Genomic DNA, 17131 nt, shown 5'->3' on the forward strand with positions numbered 1-17131 from the left:
TACCGTTACTGGCGATTGCGACGGGCGCTACGGCCAGCCAGCAACAGGAGGAGGAACAATACGAGGGCGCCAGGGATCAGCCAGAGCAGCGAAGGTTTACGCCAGGCATCCAGCCCTTTGGGTTCTTCACGGCCGATCAACCGACTGCCACTGGGGTCTTTGCTGTCGATGATCGTCACCGCGCCGCTCTCGCCGAGAATCGCCACATCGCCACGGGTCAGCACAATCGGCTGGGCGAAGTCGGGCGCTTGACTGCCCAGGGTCCGATACACCAGGCCATGCTGTCCCGAGGCTTGCACCACTTGTAGCGAAGCCAGTTGGTTGAGGGGCTGCACATCCAGCAGTAACTGATCTGCATGGTTGATGCGCAGGCGCCCCTGTTCATCGACCAGGACCGATTCCTTGCTGTCCTCAAGCGGCAATTCGAAGGCCAGGAAGGCTTTGTCCGGGCTGACCACGGCTTTGGGATCGGCGCTGACGTTCAACTGCGCGCGCAACGGTGAAACACCGGCGGCATCGGCCACCGAGATCACCCGGGCCAGACTGGCGGTCGGTTGGTCGAGGTAGGCCTGGGGAACGAGGATCTGGGTAGCCACGGCGAAGCGCGCGGCCATGCCGGAGAAACCGTCGTCCAGGGCAATTTTTTCCAGCACGATATGGCTGCTCGGCAGCACCGCTACCGGGAAGGCCTGGGGTGTTTCCAGACAGCGATCGCTGACAGGCTGGCGCTGGAACGAGACGCGCAATACGTTTTTTGAACCCAGGGCATAGCTGGGGATATGGGCCTGGATACGTTGTGATTGACCATCGGTGGTCAACTGCTGGGCACCGATCAGGAAATCGTTGAAAAACAGCGAGGCCACGGGCGGGGTGTGTGAAGCTCCCGGTGCCGCGGATAGATCCACCACGGCTGTCACCGGCAAGCGACCGTCATACGCCACGCTGCCCAAGGGGAACGAAGTGCTCCAGTCGAATCGGGAGGCCACGTCATAGGTGCCGGGTGCGCCGCCCAGTCGCGACAGGGCCACGCGGCCATCGTTGCTCAAAGGTGTTTGCGCTTCGCTGACGGTCAACTGCCGGCTGCGCGCCAGTTTGTTCCACGCTGAACCGAGCAACGACAGGGCTTTGCCGGTGGCGTGCGGGGCGATCATCAGGACCGGGCGCGTGCCCAGCAGCGCCAGGCGCACATCGTCAGGACCGGCGCCGGCCGTGGCTGCGTTGACGTGTTGTTCGCGCCATTGGGTCAAGGCACTGGCCGCGGTTGGGTCGACGCTCTGGATCTGACCCTGCAGAGCATCCAGGGACTGATTGATGGCCTGGAGCAGTTGCGGGTCGTTGATGGCCAGGTCGGCCTGTACGTTCGGGGTTTGCCCCAGCATCAGCAGTGCGCCGATCTCAGCCGGGTTGGCCAGGCGATGCTGGCCCTTCGCGTTGAGGCTGGCGAAGGCGGGGAGGCTCAACAGTTCGGCCGGGATGTGCAGAGCGCTCAGATCCACACTGTCTTGTACGGCAGGGAACGGCACGATGCGGCTGTGCTTGCCCATTCGCTTCAGAGCCACGCCCAATCGCCAAGCCGCGTCGTAGCTGTCGGCGGACAACGAACCGGGTGCGACCAGGATCCCGGGTTGCGCAGGCAATGCCGTCCAGGCGGCGCCGACATCCTGCAGTTGGCGGGCGTCGAAGCTGTAGTTCAAGCGTGTGTCGGGCTGGATCCGCAGCACGTTGCCGATGACCCGGTCGTCCTCGCACAACGGCCGGGAGACCACTGAAGACCAGGCAATGCCCAGCCGCACCAGTCCGTTGTCGCGCGGGCCCTTGTCAACGCCCAGCGTGGCGCTGGCACTGCCCTGAGGCTCGCTGAGTCCTTCGGCGCGCACAGGATAGCCATCGAGCGACAGCAGCAGGGTGTTGCGGCCTCCTTCGCCATTGAGATAACTGGCGTCCAGTTGCAGGGTCGCGTCATTGAGGGCAACCCCGGCCGGCACCGGTAGATACAGTTCCCGTCGAGAATCGCTGGCGCCCAGCAGGATCGGCGCACTGATGCCCAGGTCGCTTAAGCGGATTTCGCGCTCCTGGCGAGTATCGGCGTTGAGCCGATGGATTGCCTGGGTGAGCGGGCTATCCGCAGCCAAGGCAAAGGTTGGCATGAGCGCGAGCAGGCTCAGGCCACAGGCAAGGGCGCTGAGCGCACCCGTAGAAAGGGCAACGGTAGGCTTCATTCAGGTAAATCTCGATCTGATAAGGGGGGAGCAGCGATTAGGAGGCGAGCAACTGGCGTGGCGCGGACAGCGTTGGGTGAGCCCAGCCTTGGAGGAATTGCGACTGGCCCACGAGAAATTCGTCCACCGGGCGCCCCATCAAGGTATCGACGATGCGCTGGCTGGCCTTGCCATCACCATAGGGGTTGGCTGCCTGTGACGCGCGGCGCCACAAGGCCTTGTCGTCGAACAGTGCGTCCACGCCGGCAATGATCGAGGCCGGGGAGGTGCCGACCAGGCGCACCGTGCCCGCAGCTACGGCTTCGGGGCGTTCGGTGACGTCGCGCATCACCAGCACCGGTTTGCCCAGGGACGGCGCTTCTTCCTGTACACCACCGGAGTCGGTGAGGATGACATGGGCGTGTTGCATCAGGCGCACGAACGCCAGGTAATCCAGGGGCTTGATCAGGTGCACGTTGAGCAGGTCACCCAGTTGTTCAGTCACCGGGCCCAGTACGCTGGGATTGAGGTGCACCGGGTAGACGATCTGGATGTCGGGGCGCTGAGCCAGGTGACGCAGGGCCTTGCAGATGTCCAGGAAGCCTTCGCCAAAGTTCTCCCGGCGGTGGCCGGTGACCAGCAGCAGCTTGCGTCCGGTTTTCAGGAAGGGGAACTGTTGGTCCAGTGCTTGGCGCAGTTGGGCATCCTGCTCGATGCGCCGGGCGGTCATCTGCAACGCATCGATGACGGTATTGCCGGTCACCAGGCAGCGGCCTTGCAGACGTTCGTCCAGCAGGTTATCGCGAGATTGGGCGGTGGGAGCAAACAGCAGGTCGGCGCTGAGGTCGATGCACCGACGGTTCATTTCTTCCGGCCAGGGACTGTAGATGTCGCCAGTGCGCAGCCCGGCTTCCACATGGCCCACGGGAATACGTCGATGAAAGGACGCCATCGAAGCCACCATGGCCGAGGTGGTGTCGCCATGGACCAGTACCCGATCCGGCCGGGTCTGTTCCAGTACCGGGTCGATCGCGCCGTACAACGCAGCGGTCAGCGAGTTGAGCGTCTGGTGCGGCGTCATCACGTTGAGGGTGAAATCGGCCTTGAGATCGAACAGATCCAGCACCTGCTCAAGCATGCTTTGATGCTGGCCGGTGACACAGATCAGCGACTCTATGCCCGATTCGGCGGCGAGGGCCTTGACCAAAGGTGCCATCTTGATGGCTTCCGGACGGGTACCGAAGATCGACAGAATCCTGATCCGTGACTGATGAGTAGCGATGACGCCCTTCCTCGCGCAGTTTGCTGCGCCGCACAGCCGTTTGCCCAAGCGCGATCATGCGTTTGAGTAAACAAGCGAGTTAAATTAAGTGGGATCCAATAACAGGCAGGCGGGTTACGCACGCGAAAAGTTGCGTAATGGCCTATTGCAGTTTGGAGCGGCGAAGTAATAACACCAAAGAACACGAGCGCAAAGTTTTATTTGGAGGGTGTTTCGTTGTTTTGACGATGAAGGGTTGGCGGAAGGTTAAGAAGTTGGTTTATCGTTTTGAAGTAAATAGTTTGTAATTGCCTGAATGCTAAGGATTTTTAGCGATTGTTTGCGTTCTCGTAACGGCGGCTTAATCACGCAAAGACCATCGGAGCCTTATTTTTGGCGTCGCTTTATATAAAGGGGCTTGGGTGTTTGTCATTGAAATGACGCCTGTTTGTTGTCGAGGTTGGACGTGTTATAGAGTGGGCTGCTCGTCGCTAAAGTTCGGAAGTTAAATAAGGTTCAATTTTATTATTGTTTTTTCAGATCAGTGGGGTTGAACAGTTTTGTACCGGACTGGTTCATAAATAAAGTTGTTTGTTGATAAATAAAAAACGCACTTGGGCAGTGTGTGGCGAACAGGAAAAATATCGGATAAGCCGGCTCACACGCTTATCCGATAATCGCACGCTTTGTGTGGGCCCCCTGCCAAGGTGATTGACCGAACTAACCGGTTGGTACATTTTAGGCGCAACACCTCTTGCTCAGCTTGACCAAGACCATAATAAAAAATCGAGGAACCCCCATGCGTACCCGTCTGCAAGCGCTCAGCCCCTATCCCTCGCTTCGTTGCTCCGGACCCGGAACAACGCTCAGCCGCGGTGTCCTGACCCGATAGCTTCCCGCCCATCGTTGCGGTCCTATCGCGCCGGTTGCTGGATGCCGGCGCTCGACAAGTCCGGGAGGTCTTCAAGATGACAAAGGTCGTCGATCTGTATTTCAAACTGCTCAAACTGCTGATTGTGCTGTGCATGGTCGCAATGATCGTGCTGGTGTTCGGCAATGTGGTGCTGCGTTATGCCTTCAACTCCGGTATCAGCGTTTCGGAGGAGCTGTCGCGCTGGTTCTTCGTCTGGATGATTTTTCTCGGCGCCCTGGTGGCGCTCAAGGACCGCGCCCATTTGGGGCTCGACAGTCTGGTCAAACGCCTGCCTCCGACCGGCAAGCGCATCTGCCTGGTGATCGGGCACCTGATGATGCTGTACATCTGCTGGTTGATCTTCAGCGGCAGTTGGCAGCAGGCAGTGATCAACGTGGATGTGGTCGCGCCGGCCTCGGGGTTGTCGATGGCGCTGTTCTACGCCGCCGGCCTGGTGTTCGGCGCCAGCGCCGCCGCCATCCTGGTCTACGAGCTCTACCTGGCGCTGTTCGGCAAGCTCAGGGATGACGAAATGGTCATGGTCAAGGACAACGACGCCGCCGAGGCGAGCGCCCATAACCCCATCAAGAGTACCCGCCCATGACACTGGTTATTTTCCTTGGGTCATTGATAGGCAGCATGGCGTTGGGCATTCCCATTGCATTTGCTTTGCTGGTGGTCAGTGTGGCGTTGATGTTTTACCTGGATCTGTTTGACGCACAGATCATCGCCCAGAACCTGCTTAACGGTGCCGACAGTTTTCCGTTGATGGCTGTGCCGTTCTTCATGCTGGCCGGCGAAGTGATGAACGCCGGCGGCCTGTCCAAACGTATCGTCAACATCGCCATGGCGCTGGTGGGACACAAGCGTGGCGGTCTGGGTTATGTGGCGATCATCGCGTCCTGCCTGTTGGCTTCTCTCTCGGGTTCGGCAGTGGCCGATGCCGCGGCGCTGGCGGCCTTGCTGGTGCCGATGATGGTGCTGGCGGGCCACAACCGGGCGCGTTCGGCCGGCTTGATTGCCGCCGGAGGCATCATTGCTCCGGTCATTCCACCGAGCATTGGCTTCATTGTGTTTGGCGTGGCCTCCGGGGTATCGATTTCCAAGCTGTTTTTGGCCGGAATCGTGCCGGGGCTGATGCTCGGTGTCGCCCTGGCCATTGCCTGGTGGTTCATCTCCCGCAGCGAGCATGTGCAGACACCGCCCAAGCGTTCGCGGGCCGAAGTGATACGGGCCCTGGTCGAGGGCAGTTGGGCCATGGGCCTGCCGCTGATCATCATCCTGGGTCTGAAGTTCGGCATTTTCACCCCGACGGAAGCGGCGGTGGTGGCAGCGGTCTATTCGCTGTTTGTGTCCCTGGTCATCTACCGGGAAATGAAAGTCAGCCAGTTGTACGAAGTGATCCTGTCCTCGGCCAAGACCACCTCGGTGGTGATGCTCCTGGTGGCGGCGGCCATGGTGTCCTCGTGGCTGGTGACCATTGCCGACTTGCCGGGCCAGTTGGCGGCAGTGCTCGAGCCGTTCATGGACAGCCCGACCCTGCTGTTGGTGGTGATCATGCTGTTGATCATCATGGTCGGTACGGTCATGGACATGACGCCAACCATCCTCATCCTCACCCCGGTGCTGATGCCTGCGGTGACCCAGGCGGGTATCGACCCGGTGTATTTCGGCGTGCTGTTTCTCATCAACACGGCCATCGGCCTGATTACCCCGCCGGTGGGTACCGTGCTCAATGTGGTGAGCGGGGTTTCGAAACTCAATATCGAAGAGATCGTGCGTGGCGTGTGGCCGTTCCTGCTCGCGCAACTGGCGGTGCTGTTCCTTCTGGTCCTGTTTCCGCAACTGGTTCTGGGACCTTTGAAATTCTTCACCGGTTGACGCCGGTGCAAGCGGTAGTAGCTCGACTTCTAAAACAATAATGATCGGAGAGTGACATGGGACAACTGATGAAAACCTTGTTGGCCGGGGCATGTGCAACGGGCCTGCTGCTGGGCAGCGTGGTCAGCCACGCGGACGAGATCCGCGAGCGTACCCTGCGATTTGCGTTCCAGAACGTCAAGGAGCACCCACAAGGGCAGGGCGCACAGAAGTTCGCCGACCTGCTGAGCGAGAAGAGCGGCGGCAAGCTCAAGGTCCGTCTGTTTCCTGGTGGAACCCTGGGTGGCGACGTGCAGACGGTCTCGGCCTTGCAGGGCGGCACGCTGGACATCACCGTGCTCAACTCCGGCATCCTGGCCGCCCAGGCAGCGGATTTCGCGATGCTCGATTTTCCCTTCCTGTTCAACAACGCCGAAGAAGCCCACGCGGTGATCGACGGGCCGGTCGGCCAGAAACTGGCGGCGCAATTGGACAGCAAAGGGCTGGTTGGCCTGGGCTACTGGGACCTGGGTTTCCGCAACCTGACCAACAGCAAGCATCCCGTGACCAAGCTTGAAGACATGCAAGGCTTGAAGATTCGCGTGATCCAGTCGCCGATCTACCTGGAAACCTTCTCCGCCCTGGGTGCCAACCCGGTGCCGATGGCGTTCCCCGAGGTCTACACCGGACTTGAGCAGCACACCATCGACGGCCAGGAGAACCCCTTCACGGTGATTGAGGGCAACAAGTTCTTTGAGGTACAGAAGTATCTGTCGGAGACTGGCCACATCTTCAATCCCCAGTCACTGATCATCAGCCAGAAAACCTGGAACCGTCTGAATGACGATGAAAAGAACCTGATTCGCCAGGCTGCCGCCGAGGCGCAGAAGTTCCAGCGCGAAGTCACCGCTGCGAGCATGGACAAGGCCAAAGCTACATTGGCTGGCGCGATGACCTTCAACGAGATCAGCCCAACCGAGAAAGATCGCTTTCGTGAGCGTGTGCAACCGGTGATCGATAAATTCGCCAAGTCCCTGGATGCCAACCTGGTGAAGATGATGTACGACGAAATTGCCAAGGTACGCGCCGCGCAGTGAGCTGAGCCGGGCGACACAACGGCTGATCAAAGGGCGCTGGGGCAATCCTGGCGCCTTTTTTTCTTTGCGATTCAGGCTTTTCCAGCCGTAATGCCGGCCCCCTGAGGGGGCCGCGCAGGGGCCATTTTCCCAGCCGGGGAACGCTTGAACGGCCGCAATGTCCCAGACTGGCTCATAAGCTTGTTAAGATACATGCGCACACATCTCGTTTTTACCATAGGAACAGCGGGGCTTATCAGACCATGCGCGCCCAAGCGCGCGGATAATAAAAGGAGGTTCTCGTGGGAAAAAACCCTGTAGACGATCTATCAGGACAACCCCAGTCAACCGGCACAGAGGGGATACCAGCCCCCAGTGGCAAAGCCAATCTAATCGACACCGACTACGTGATCGGGCAAGACAATATCCGAGGTCAGTTCTCTTTCTCTCTGGATATCCACGGCAAAGTTTTCATCATCTCCGCGGCGACCATTCTGCTGTTCGTCATCGTGACGCTTGCGCTGCAGAATGAAGTCGAACCGCTTTTCAGCGCCATGCGCAGTTGGTTGACCCAGCATTTGGCCTGGTTCTTCATGAGTGTGGCCAACATCTTCGTAGTGCTGTGTCTGGCGCTGATCGTCTCGCCATTGGGCAAGGTTCGATTGGGCGGTCAGGATGCCACGCCGGACCACACCTATGTGGGCTGGTTCTCCATGTTGTTCGCCGCCGGGATGGGCATCGGCCTGATGTTCTACGGTGTGGCAGAACCCATGTCCCATTACGCTGCCGCCATGGGTGGTGTCACGCTCGACGCCAGCGGGGCACGTACCGACTGGGCACCTCTGGGCGGTGCCGCGGGCGATATGAAAGCCTCCGCCGACCTGGCCATGGCCGCGACCATTTTCCACTGGGGTCTGCACCCTTGGGCCATTTACGCCATCGTCGCGTTGTCCCTGGCGCTGTTTTCCTTCAACAAAGGTTTGCCACTTTCGATACGCTCGATCTTCTACCCGCTGCTGGGTGAGCGCGTCTGGGGATGGCCCGGCCATATCATCGACATCCTGGCGGTATTCGCCACGTTGTTCGGACTGGCGACGTCGCTGGGCATCGGTGCCGAGCAGGCCGCTGCGGGGATTGAACACCTGTTTGGCATTCAATCGACCAGCGTCAGCAAAGTCGTGCTGATCATCGGCATCACCCTGATTGCTCTGTGGTCGGTGCTCGCCGGGCTGGAGAAGGGCGTCAAGCTGTTGTCCGAAATCAACATGGGCCTGGCCTTGCTGTTGCTTTTGTTCATTATCGTGGTGGGGCCAACCGTGGCGATTCTCACCGGTTTCTTCAAGAACCTGGTGACCTACGCCGAGTACCTGCCGGCCTTGTCCAACCCCTTCGGTCGCACAGACACTGAATTCACCCAAGGCTGGACGGCGTTCTACTGGGCCTGGTGGATCAGCTGGTCGCCGTTTGTGGGGATGTTCATTGCCCGCGTCAGTCGTGGCCGTACCGTTCGCGAGTTCCTGATCTCGGTGCTGCTGGTGCCTTCACTGGTATCGGTATTGTGGATGACCACCTTTGGCGGGACCGCCATCGACCAGGCCACCCTCCAGGGGCTGAGCGGGGTCAAGGATGCGGTGTTGGAGCTCAAGCTGTTTGCCATGCTTGAAGGGCTCCCGCTCAAGGAGATCACTTCACTGCTCGGTATCGTGCTGGTGATTGTGTTTTTCATCACCTCTTCGGATTCCGGCTCGCTGGTCATCGATACCATCACCGCTGGCGGCAAGGTCGATGCGCCCGTTCCACAGCGGGTGTTCTGGGCCATCATCGAAGGTGTGATCGCTATTGCGCTGTTGTTGGGCGGCGGTTTGATCGCGTTGCAAGCCATGGCGGTTTCCACCGGCTTACCGTTTGCCATTGTCCTGCTGCTGGGTTGTATTTCCCTGGTCAAGGGATTGATGTCGGAACCGCGCACCTGACCTTTTAATCCCACAGCTGGCCGATGGGGATGGACGGGCTGTAGTGAGTGGCTATTTGCGCTTGCAACAGCTCGGCCGTCGCCAGGGCATCGGTCAATGCATGGTGGGCGTGATAGGGCGGCAGGTGGTAGCGCAAGCGACTGTCCGCCAACCGGATGGATTCGGGCGGACGGCGTAACAGTCGGTCCAGCCAACGACGCTGACCGCGCACCTGCCGCGCTTCCAGCTGCATCGTGTCAATCACCGGAAAGTGCAGGCCCTCCCCGAGGTGATTGCGTAACGCCTGGTCCAGGAAGTTGCGTTCGATGGCCCGGTAATGCACCACCATGATTTTTCCCGCCATGGCTTCCAGTAATTTCTCCATGACGTCCGGCAAGCGGGGGGCATGACGGATGTCGGAGTGTGTGATGTGGTGAAACGTCACCGACTCATGGCTGAGCTGCGAGGGCTTGATCACCCAGTACAGGGCTTCGCCGCAGCGTATGCGCCTAAGGGTGAACGGCAGCAGGCCGATGCTGACGATACTGTCAGTGCGCGCGTTCAGGCCGGTGGTTTCAAGGTCCATGGCCAGCAGTTCCACCTGCTCCAGCGCAGTCGCGGCGTCGATGACCCCGTGTTGGTAGAACCGTTGCAGAAGCGGGTGCCGGGCTTGCTCTGCCAGAACTTTAAAACGTGCCGCCCAATCCAGCGTTTCTTGCCCCTTCGGATTTTTCATCGGGATGGTCGAGCGTGGCCGGGGTAGCGGAATCGCAGGAATTTCTGCGCATTGCTCAATACCTGGAACGCCTCCTTGAGGTTATGCCGCTCAGTGGTGGAAAAACGCTCAGGTTCGATGTAGTTATCCGGTTTCTGGCCCTGTTCGATGGCATCGACCTGGTGTCGGATACGCACCATCGACAGAAACTCCAAGGCGTAGCGTAGATGCTCAATGGCCTGCGGTTGCACCAGCTGTGTGGTGCTGATGGCGTCGAGACGATCAAAGGAATTTTGTGCCGTGGTCCCACAGGCCAGGGCGTGGATACGGATCAGGTCGGTCAGTGGCGCCGTACCACGGCCCTTGAGGTTGATGATCTGTTTTTGCTTGCCGTCGGTTTCCATCACGAAGGTGCGAAAGAAACCCAAGGGGGGCGTGCGGTTCAAGGCATTACGGGCCATCGCCGCCAGGAAGGCGGGTGTCACCTTGGATTTTTCAGCGCAGAGCGCCTTGAGTTCGTTGACCATTTCCAACTGCCCATAGACCCCGTCCAGGTCAAAGAAGATGCAACTGTTGAGCAGGGTGGCGGCATTGGGCTTTTCGATCCACTGGCTGAAATACGCGCGCCATACTCGTAACGGCTGACGCCATTGCGCGTTGGTGGCCATGATGCCGCCCTTGCAGTAGCTGTAACCGCACTCTGCCAGGCCGTCGCTGACAAAGGTGGCCAGTTTGCTGAAGTATTCGTCGTGCAGGGCCGGGTCGAAACGATCATCCAGCACCAGGGCGTTGTCCTGGTCGGTGACCAGCAGTTGTTCATCCCGCGCCATCGATCCCAGCACCATGAAGCAGTACGGAACCGGCGGCGGCCCCAGTTCCCGTTCGGCCAATTCGAGCAGCCGCTGGGTGAAGGCGCGGCCAATGCCCGAGATGGCGCTGCCGATCATGTGAGCCGTCGCACCGTCGCGCACCATGCGAATGTAGGTGCCGCGCAGATCCCGCAACAGTGAGCGCAAGCCCTCGACAGACGTCTGGTTGGAGATGCTATTGACCAGGTACAGACTGCTCTGGGACTCGTGCCGGATGATGTCCGACAGGTTGATCAACCCCAGCGTGCGCCCCTTGTGCACCACCGGCAGGTGGTGGATGTTGCTGCGAAGCATGCACAGCATGGCTTCGAACAACGAGTCATCGGCCTGGATGACCACCGGATCGGTCGACATCACTTCACCGATGCAGGTATCGCCGCTGCGGTTGGCGGCCACTACTCGGGTGCGCAGGTCGCGGTCGGTGACAATACCGAGCATTTTTTCCGGGTGTTGTCCGGCAGGTTCCAGGACGACGACGCAGGAAACACTTTCCTGGGACATCAACCGTGCCGCTTCGTGAACGCTGGTGTGCGGGGTGACCCAGACCAGGTCCCGGGAAATCAGCGCGCGGGATTTCAGCTGGATCAGTTCGCTGGCGCGGCCCTGGGCCTCGACGGCGGACTTGAGCCTGGAGTGTCCTTCGGCTTCGACAAAGTCGGCGAAGCTGTCATGTTGCTCGCACAGCTGGGCAAACACATCCGCCGGGATGAAGTAGATCAGGCTGTCTTCAAGGGCCCGCGCCGGAAAACGCACTTTGTTGCTGCGCAGCAGGCTGGCCTGACCAAAGATATCGCCTTCCACCAGACGGTTGTACAACTGGCCGTTACGCCGGTAGATCTCGACTGCGCCACTGCGCACATAATGCAGGTCGTGAACGATGGAGCCTGCCTCGAGAATATCGCTGCCGGCCTTGAAGTAGCTGACTTCGACGCGCTGCGCTATGGCCTCCAGGGTTTGCTGGGGCAGGGCATCGAAAGGGGGAAAGCGATGCAGGTGCTCGCTGATTTCCAGTAACTCGATCTGCATGGAACCTCGTGGCTGATCAATTGAGAGACCAACATGCCAGTTCCTGGGGCCGCACACAAACCCGGGATGAGCGGCTTGTGTGCGGCGTCGGTGTTGTCACGGCTGCTGGGGCACCGCCAGCCATTGACCGATGACCTTCTGGTAGCTGCCATTGGCTTTGCTCAGGTGCAGCCACTGGTCAACGTACATTTTCCAGGTGATGTCGTCCCGTGGCAGCAGGTAGGCCTTCTCGCCATACTGCAAGTACTGACTCGGGTTGACGGCGCAAAGACCGGGTTTGAGCTTCTGCTGATAGAGCGCTTCCGAGGCGTCGGTGATCATCACGTCGGCCCGCTTGTCCAGCAGTTCCTGGAAGATGGTCACGTTGTCGTGGAACTTGAGTTGCCCTTTGGGCAAGAACGCTCGGACGAACGCTTCGTTGGTGCCGCCGGCCGGTTCCACCAGGCGCACCGAAGGCTGGTTGAGCTGCTCAATGGTCTGGTAGCGCGCCTGGTCCTCGCAACGCACCAGTGGGATTTTGCCATCCACATCCAGTGTGGTGCTGAAGTTCGCTTTTTTCTGACGCTCCAGGGTCACGGAAATCCCACCCATGCCGATATCGCATTTACCGGCGACCATATCCGGCATCAGGGTTTTCCAACTGGTCTGCACCCATTGAACCTTGACCCCGAGGCTGGCGGCCAGCGAACGGGCCATGTCAATGTCGATCCCCTCGTATTCACCTGTTTCGGCTTTGTAGGTGTAAGGCTTGTAGTCGCCCGTCGTACATACTTTCAGCTCGCCGCGCTGCAGGACCTGATCAAGGTGTGAAGGGGCTGGTTCGGCTAGGGCGTTGCCGCAGAACACCAGCAGACCACAGAACGTCATTGTGTTTGTTATGTTCTTCATACGGATTGCACGTCTCGCAAGGGAGGGGACAAGACAGCCAGTGTAGTGAAAAGGTTGGCGGGCTGTCATCGCAGTCTCAAACTTCGCAGGTGTGCTGCCTTTGCCTCTGTCATCATGGGCGATTGCAGACCTGGGTCAGGGGAGAAACACGTTTCGGATGGACGCATCAGTCGTCAGAATTACGCTTATGTTGATGGTCCCAGGGATCTTGTCGGTCTTCGGGATTGCGTTCGTCTGCGCCTGGCTTATCGACAAAAAACGCAACTATCTGCTGCTCCTGGCCGGTGGCTGTGGCCTGTTCGCATGTGGCGCCATGTCGCAGATTTTCGGCTGGCCTCCCGGGGTCGGGTCCAATGCCATTGTGTCCGGCGCGCTGTATACCTCGGCGGTCCTGGCAGTGGCCGAAGGCGTTTTGCTGCGTTCGCAAAAACGCCTCGGCTGGTGGCTGGACGTTGCCGTGGTGTGCGTCATTTCCCTGGCTCTGGCCTGGTTCTTTTATATCGACCGCAACCTGCTTGCGCGCATCTACGTCCAGAACTTCGGGTATGGTGCGATTTTGCTTGTGGCGGCGGTCAAGCTCAGATCGCTGTTACGCGGGCGACTCGTCGACAAGGCGCTGTTCTGGGTATTGCTGGTCTTCGCGTTGCATTTCTTTCCGCGGACCCTGCTGACCGTCGGGCTGTCGGTGCCTCTGGACCGGGTCGCTTTCGCCAATTCGGTGTTCTGGCAGGCGCTGCAGCTGTCCCTGGCGGTGCTCGGCGTGGGGCTCGCCTTTGTGATTCTCGCCGCGGCCATTGCCGACGTGATTGATGACCTGCGTCGCGAACGCGATTTTGACCCGCTGACCGGCGTCCTGAACCGGCGAGGCTTCGAGGATCGGATGTCGCAGCTGCTGATGAAGAGCCGGCGCGGCACGACAGCGTTGGCACTGTGCGATATCGACAACTTCAAGAACATCAACGACAGCCATGGTCATGACGTGGGCGATAGCGTCTTGCGCGAGGTCGGGCAGTTGCTGCGTGTCTCGGCGCGCAAACGGGATATCGTCGGTCGGCTCGGCGGCGAAGAGTTTGCCGTGTTCCTGCCGGACACCGATGCCCAGGAAGCACATGAGTGCGCGGAACGCTTGAGAACGGCCATCGAGAACGGTGGTTCGGCCACACTGGAGGCTGTCGGCCCGGTCACCGCGAGCTTCGGTGTCGGGAGTCTAGGCCCCAGGGAAACCTGGCAGGATCTTTACAAACGTGTCGATACGTTGCTTTACCAGGCGAAGCGAACCGGGCGCAATCGCACGGTGGCCGATGATATTGCGGGGCGGATCGACAGGCCCGCCGAGGTTCAATCTTAAGCCGCGAGCGTGAGCCGGGTTCCTAGCGCGAAATGATCCCGTGATCGATCGCATATTTCACCAGGGCCGCGGGTTTATCGATGTTGAGCTTGCGGCGGATACTCAAGCGATGGGTTTCGACGGTGCGCACGCTGATGTCCAGTTCCCGGGCCATTTCCTTGTTGTTCAGCCCCTGGACCATTTTGTACAACACCTGACTCTCGCGCGGCGTCAGCTCGTTGTCGGTGGTCGGGTCGGTGGCCAGCCGTTGGGCGATCTCGGCACTGTAGAAGGTGCCACCGCTGATGATGGCTTCAATGGCTGCGATGATTTCCCGCGAAGGGGCATTCTTGAGCACGTAGCCGCTGGCGCCGGAGCGCACGGACTCGCTCACATACTCATAATTGTCGTACATGCTCAGGATGAGGATCTTGAGGCTGGGGTATTGCTTGCCCAGCAGACGGGTCAGCTCAAGCCCGTTCATGTCCTTGAGGCTGATGTCCATCAGCAACAGGTCCGGTTGGCAGCGCCCGACCATCTCGATGGCCTGCGCACCATTCTCGGCTTCGCCCACCACGTCCAGTTGGGGCATGACGGACAACAGGGCCCTGATGCCATCGCGGACCAGGGAATGATCGTCGACCAGCGCGACGCGGATCACAGAGGGCAGGTTCATCGGCAGGTGCTCTTGTCAGGTTGGGCGCGCATCAGCTTTGTGTCGCCATCATGTTCATGGGCAGCAGGATATCCAGCTCGCTTCGTCCCGGCACCGAGGTCATTTCCAGCCGTCCGCCGAAATGCTCGACCCGCTCGCGGATATTACGCAGGCCGATGCCGGCGTGGCCACGTTCGACCTGCGGGACGTTGAAACCCATCCCGTCATCCACCACCGTCAGGCGCAATGACTGGCCGGACCCGAACAGGGTGATGCCGACACTTTTCGCCCCGGCGTGACGCTCGATATTGGTCAAGGCTTCCTGAGCAATGCGAAACAGCGAAACCGGTGCTCCATTTTCCAGGCGGCAATCGAATTCGTTGCTTTTGTACGACACTTCAAGCCCGCTGCGTTGCTGGAATTCGGCCGCGAGCTGGCCGATGGCGGCGGACAGGCCCAAGGTGTCGAGCAGGGAGGAACGCAAGTCGTGGGAGATGTTGCGGATCTCGCCAATGGCTTCCCCCAGCCGGTCTGTCGCGTTCTTCAGGATCCCCAGGCCGTTTTCCTGCCCCTTTTCGAGGACGTGACTGGCCAATTCAAACTGGAATTTTATCGACACCAGCAATTGGCTGATGCCGTCGTGCAGCTCACGTGACACCCGCGCGCGTTCCTCTTCCTGCAAGCTGACGATGCGCTGGTTCAGCCGTTGCAGCTTTTTGTCGGCCAGGCGATGTTCGCTGACGTTGAGGGTCATGCCGCCGGCAAACACCAGCAGGACCGCCACCAGCGCAATGGCGGCGATGGCCTGCATGGTGGTGTGGATGCCCTGGGCCACTTCAGCGCGGGCTTGTTGGGTGGCGCGCTCGACATCCTCCAGGTAAATCCCGGTCCCGAGCATCCAGCCCCAGCGATCGAGCATCACCACATAGGCCAGCTTGTCGGTCACTTGGCCGGAGGAGGGCTTGTTCCAGGCGTAGCGCTGGAAACCTTCGCCGGATTCGGCGCTCTTGAGCAATGCCTGGATCACCGGCAGACCCTGGGGATCTTTCATGTCCCAGAGGTACTGGCCCACCAGTTCGGACTGGCGGGCGTGCATCAGGCTGCGGCCCTGGCGGTCGTAGACGAAAAAATAGCCATTGATGCCGAAACTGAGCTTGCGCAGTTCCTCCAGCACCTGCTGCTGCGCGCGTGCGTCGCCCTGGCCGTTGTTGTACAGCGGGGCGATCAGGCTTTGCGCCATTTCGACATAGTTTTTCAGCTCCGCGCGCTTGCTGGCCAGGATGCTGTCTTCGATCAGTTGCGCCTGTTGATCACCCAACTGGCGATTAAGCGAGATCACCAAGGCGCAGATGACGGCAATCGCCAGTACCAGGGGCAGAATTCCCAAGGCGACGATTTTGTGTTTGAGCAGCATGTGTACTCCTGTCCGGGCTCGGCGGGGAGGCGAATGGCGGCATCATATGCCAAATCCGGTTCATCGTAGGAGCTGTCGAGCGAAGCGAGGCTGCGATCTTTCCAAGACAATTGAGTCCCAAGCGAAAGATCAAAAAATCGCAGCCTTCGGCAGCTCCTACAGGTATTGGGCCAGGCTGGAGATGTCATCTACGTAGAACTACGTAGATGGCCCGTACGTAGTACTGCGGATTTATTTATTGACGGCTTCCACGGATATTGGGCCCGCTCCGAATAGTCGGGGCACATTATAAAAACAATCGCCGCAATCCACTGGATATCGGCAGGAGACACGCAATGACAACCCGTCTGGTTAAACACCTTGCCTGGTTTGCCGTGGCTGTTCTGGGAGCTTGTGCGTTGAGTGTCGTGGCCTTGCGCCGCGGCGAACCGATCAACGCCCTCTGGATCGTCGTCGCAGCCGTGGCCATCTACCTGGTCGCCTACCGCTACTACAGCCTGTTCATCGCCAATAACGTGATGCAACTCGATGCGCGCCGGGCCACCCCCGCCGTGCTCAACAACGATGGCCTGGACTATGTCCCGACCAACAAACACATCCTGTTCGGCCACCACTTTGCGGCCATTGCCGGTGCGGGGCCGCTGGTCGGGCCGGTGCTGGCGGCGCAGATGGGCTACCTGCCCGGTACGCTCTGGCTGATCGCCGGCGTGGTGCTGGCCGGTGCCGTGCAGGACTTCATGGTCCTGTTCCTGTCCACCCGTCGCAACGGGCGCTCCCTGGGCGACATGGTCCGTGAAGAAATGGGCCGCGTTCCCGGCACCATTGCGCTGTTCGGCTGCTTCCTGATCATGATCATCATCCTCGCGGTGCTGGCGCTGATCGTGGTCAAGGCCCTGGCCGAGAGCCCGTGGGGGATCTTCACGGTGATGGCGACCATTCCGATCGCGATGTTCATGGGCATCTACATGCGCTACATC

13 protein-coding genes are annotated in these 17131 nt (G+C 59.9%); 6 read left to right on the top strand and 7 right to left on the bottom strand.

Features of this window, described 5'->3' with window-relative positions; all coding sequences use genetic code 11:
* Positions 1–5: 5 nt before the first annotated feature.
* Positions 6–2219, bottom strand: coding sequence for a hypothetical protein (locus tag BM132_RS12190; RefSeq protein ID WP_092455573.1), 2214 nt, complete (start codon positions 2217–2219; stop codon positions 6–8).
* A 37-nt stretch (positions 2220–2256) separates the two neighbouring features.
* On the bottom strand, positions 2257–3459 hold the full coding sequence (gene wecB, locus BM132_RS12195) for a non-hydrolyzing UDP-N-acetylglucosamine 2-epimerase (RefSeq protein WP_371264123.1): 1203 nt from the start codon (positions 3457–3459) through the stop codon (positions 2257–2259).
* A 968-nt stretch (positions 3460–4427) separates the two neighbouring features.
* Between wecB and BM132_RS12200 the strand changes: the two genes are divergently transcribed.
* The 4 genes from BM132_RS12200 to BM132_RS12215 all read left to right on the top strand — a co-directional run bounded on the left by BM132_RS12200 (position 4428) and on the right by BM132_RS12215 (position 9281).
* Complete coding sequence (locus BM132_RS12200; RefSeq protein ID WP_092455575.1) at positions 4428–4976, top strand: TRAP transporter small permease; 549 nt, start codon at positions 4428–4430, stop codon at positions 4974–4976.
* Entirely contained in the window at positions 4973–6253 is a 1281-nt protein-coding gene (locus BM132_RS12205; RefSeq protein WP_092398629.1) for a TRAP transporter large permease subunit, read from the top strand. Before BM132_RS12200 ends, BM132_RS12205 begins: the two co-directional genes overlap by 4 nt.
* A 56-nt stretch (positions 6254–6309) precedes the next feature.
* Entirely contained in the window at positions 6310–7329 is a 1020-nt protein-coding gene (locus BM132_RS12210; protein WP_092455578.1) for a TRAP transporter substrate-binding protein, read from the top strand.
* Positions 7330–7610: 281 nt separating this feature from the next.
* The gene (locus BM132_RS12215; protein WP_092455579.1) at positions 7611–9281 is read left to right on the top strand and encodes a BCCT family transporter; all 1671 of its coding nucleotides are present in this window, start codon (positions 7611–7613) and stop codon (positions 9279–9281) included.
* 4 nt (positions 9282–9285) lie between these two features.
* Here the strand turns inward: BM132_RS12215 and BM132_RS12220 are convergent, their stop codons facing one another.
* The 3 genes from BM132_RS12220 to BM132_RS12230 all read right to left on the bottom strand — a co-directional run bounded on the left by BM132_RS12220 (position 9286) and on the right by BM132_RS12230 (position 12758).
* Positions 9286–9996 (bottom strand): 3'-5' exonuclease, encoded by a 711-nt coding sequence (locus BM132_RS12220; protein WP_092455581.1) that lies wholly within the window; start codon positions 9994–9996, stop codon positions 9286–9288.
* The gene (locus tag BM132_RS12225; RefSeq protein WP_092455582.1) at positions 9993–11870 is read right to left on the bottom strand and encodes a DUF294 nucleotidyltransferase-like domain-containing protein; all 1878 of its coding nucleotides are present in this window, start codon (positions 11868–11870) and stop codon (positions 9993–9995) included. Before BM132_RS12225 ends, BM132_RS12220 begins: the two co-directional genes overlap by 4 nt.
* Positions 11871–11966: 96 nt before the next feature.
* Positions 11967–12758: a transporter substrate-binding domain-containing protein gene (locus BM132_RS12230; protein ID WP_092455584.1), complete on the bottom strand. Its 792-nt coding sequence runs from the start codon at positions 12756–12758 to the stop codon at positions 11967–11969.
* 187 nt (positions 12759–12945) lie between these two features.
* Here BM132_RS12230 and BM132_RS12235 point away from each other — a divergent pair, with 187 nt between their 5' ends.
* A complete protein-coding gene (locus tag BM132_RS12235) occupies positions 12946–14106 on the top strand; it encodes a GGDEF domain-containing protein (protein WP_218157839.1) in 1161 nt (386 codons plus the stop codon).
* A 22-nt stretch (positions 14107–14128) separates the two neighbouring features.
* Here the strand turns inward: BM132_RS12235 and BM132_RS12240 are convergent, their stop codons facing one another.
* Positions 14129–14761, bottom strand: a complete 633-nt coding sequence (locus tag BM132_RS12240) for a response regulator (protein ID WP_092398615.1) — start codon at positions 14759–14761, stop codon at positions 14129–14131.
* A 31-nt stretch (positions 14762–14792) separates the two neighbouring features.
* Positions 14793–16154, bottom strand: a complete 1362-nt coding sequence (locus BM132_RS12245) for a cache domain-containing protein (RefSeq protein WP_092398613.1) — start codon at positions 16152–16154, stop codon at positions 14793–14795.
* Positions 16155–16489: 335 nt separating this feature from the next.
* On the opposite strand from BM132_RS12245, the gene BM132_RS12250 reads away from it, so the two are divergent.
* The coding region (locus tag BM132_RS12250; protein ID WP_305728328.1) for a carbon starvation CstA family protein at positions 16490–17131 on the top strand (642 nt) is incomplete at its 3' end.

The sequence above is a fragment of the Pseudomonas sp. NFACC45 genome, from assembly GCF_900113505.1.
Taxonomy (GTDB): Bacteria; Pseudomonadota; Gammaproteobacteria; order Pseudomonadales; family Pseudomonadaceae; genus Aquipseudomonas; species Aquipseudomonas tehranensis.

Bases quoted from the DNA above. Each gene is read 5' to 3' on its own strand.
- BM132_RS12230 (WP_092455584.1), bottom strand. From the start codon at position 12,758: ATGAAGAACATAACAAACACAATGACGTTCTGTGGTCTGCTGGTGTTC.
- BM132_RS12240 (WP_092398615.1), bottom strand. From the start codon at position 14,761: ATGAACCTGCCCTCTGTGATCCGCGTCGCGCTGGTCGACGATCATTCC.
- BM132_RS12220 (WP_092455581.1), bottom strand. From the start codon at position 9,996: ATGAAAAATCCGAAGGGGCAAGAAACGCTGGATTGGGCGGCACGTTTT.
- BM132_RS12205 (WP_092398629.1), top strand. From the start codon at position 4,973: ATGACACTGGTTATTTTCCTTGGGTCATTGATAGGCAGCATGGCGTTG.
- BM132_RS12225 (WP_092455582.1), bottom strand. From the start codon at position 11,870: ATGCAGATCGAGTTACTGGAAATCAGCGAGCACCTGCATCGCTTTCCC.
- BM132_RS12190 (WP_092455573.1), bottom strand. From the start codon at position 2,219: ATGAAGCCTACCGTTGCCCTTTCTACGGGTGCGCTCAGCGCCCTTGCC.
- BM132_RS12235 (WP_218157839.1), top strand. From the start codon at position 12,946: ATGTTGATGGTCCCAGGGATCTTGTCGGTCTTCGGGATTGCGTTCGTC.
- BM132_RS12245 (WP_092398613.1), bottom strand. From the start codon at position 16,154: ATGCTGCTCAAACACAAAATCGTCGCCTTGGGAATTCTGCCCCTGGTA.
- BM132_RS12200 (WP_092455575.1), top strand. From the start codon at position 4,428: ATGACAAAGGTCGTCGATCTGTATTTCAAACTGCTCAAACTGCTGATT.
- BM132_RS12210 (WP_092455578.1), top strand. From the start codon at position 6,310: ATGGGACAACTGATGAAAACCTTGTTGGCCGGGGCATGTGCAACGGGC.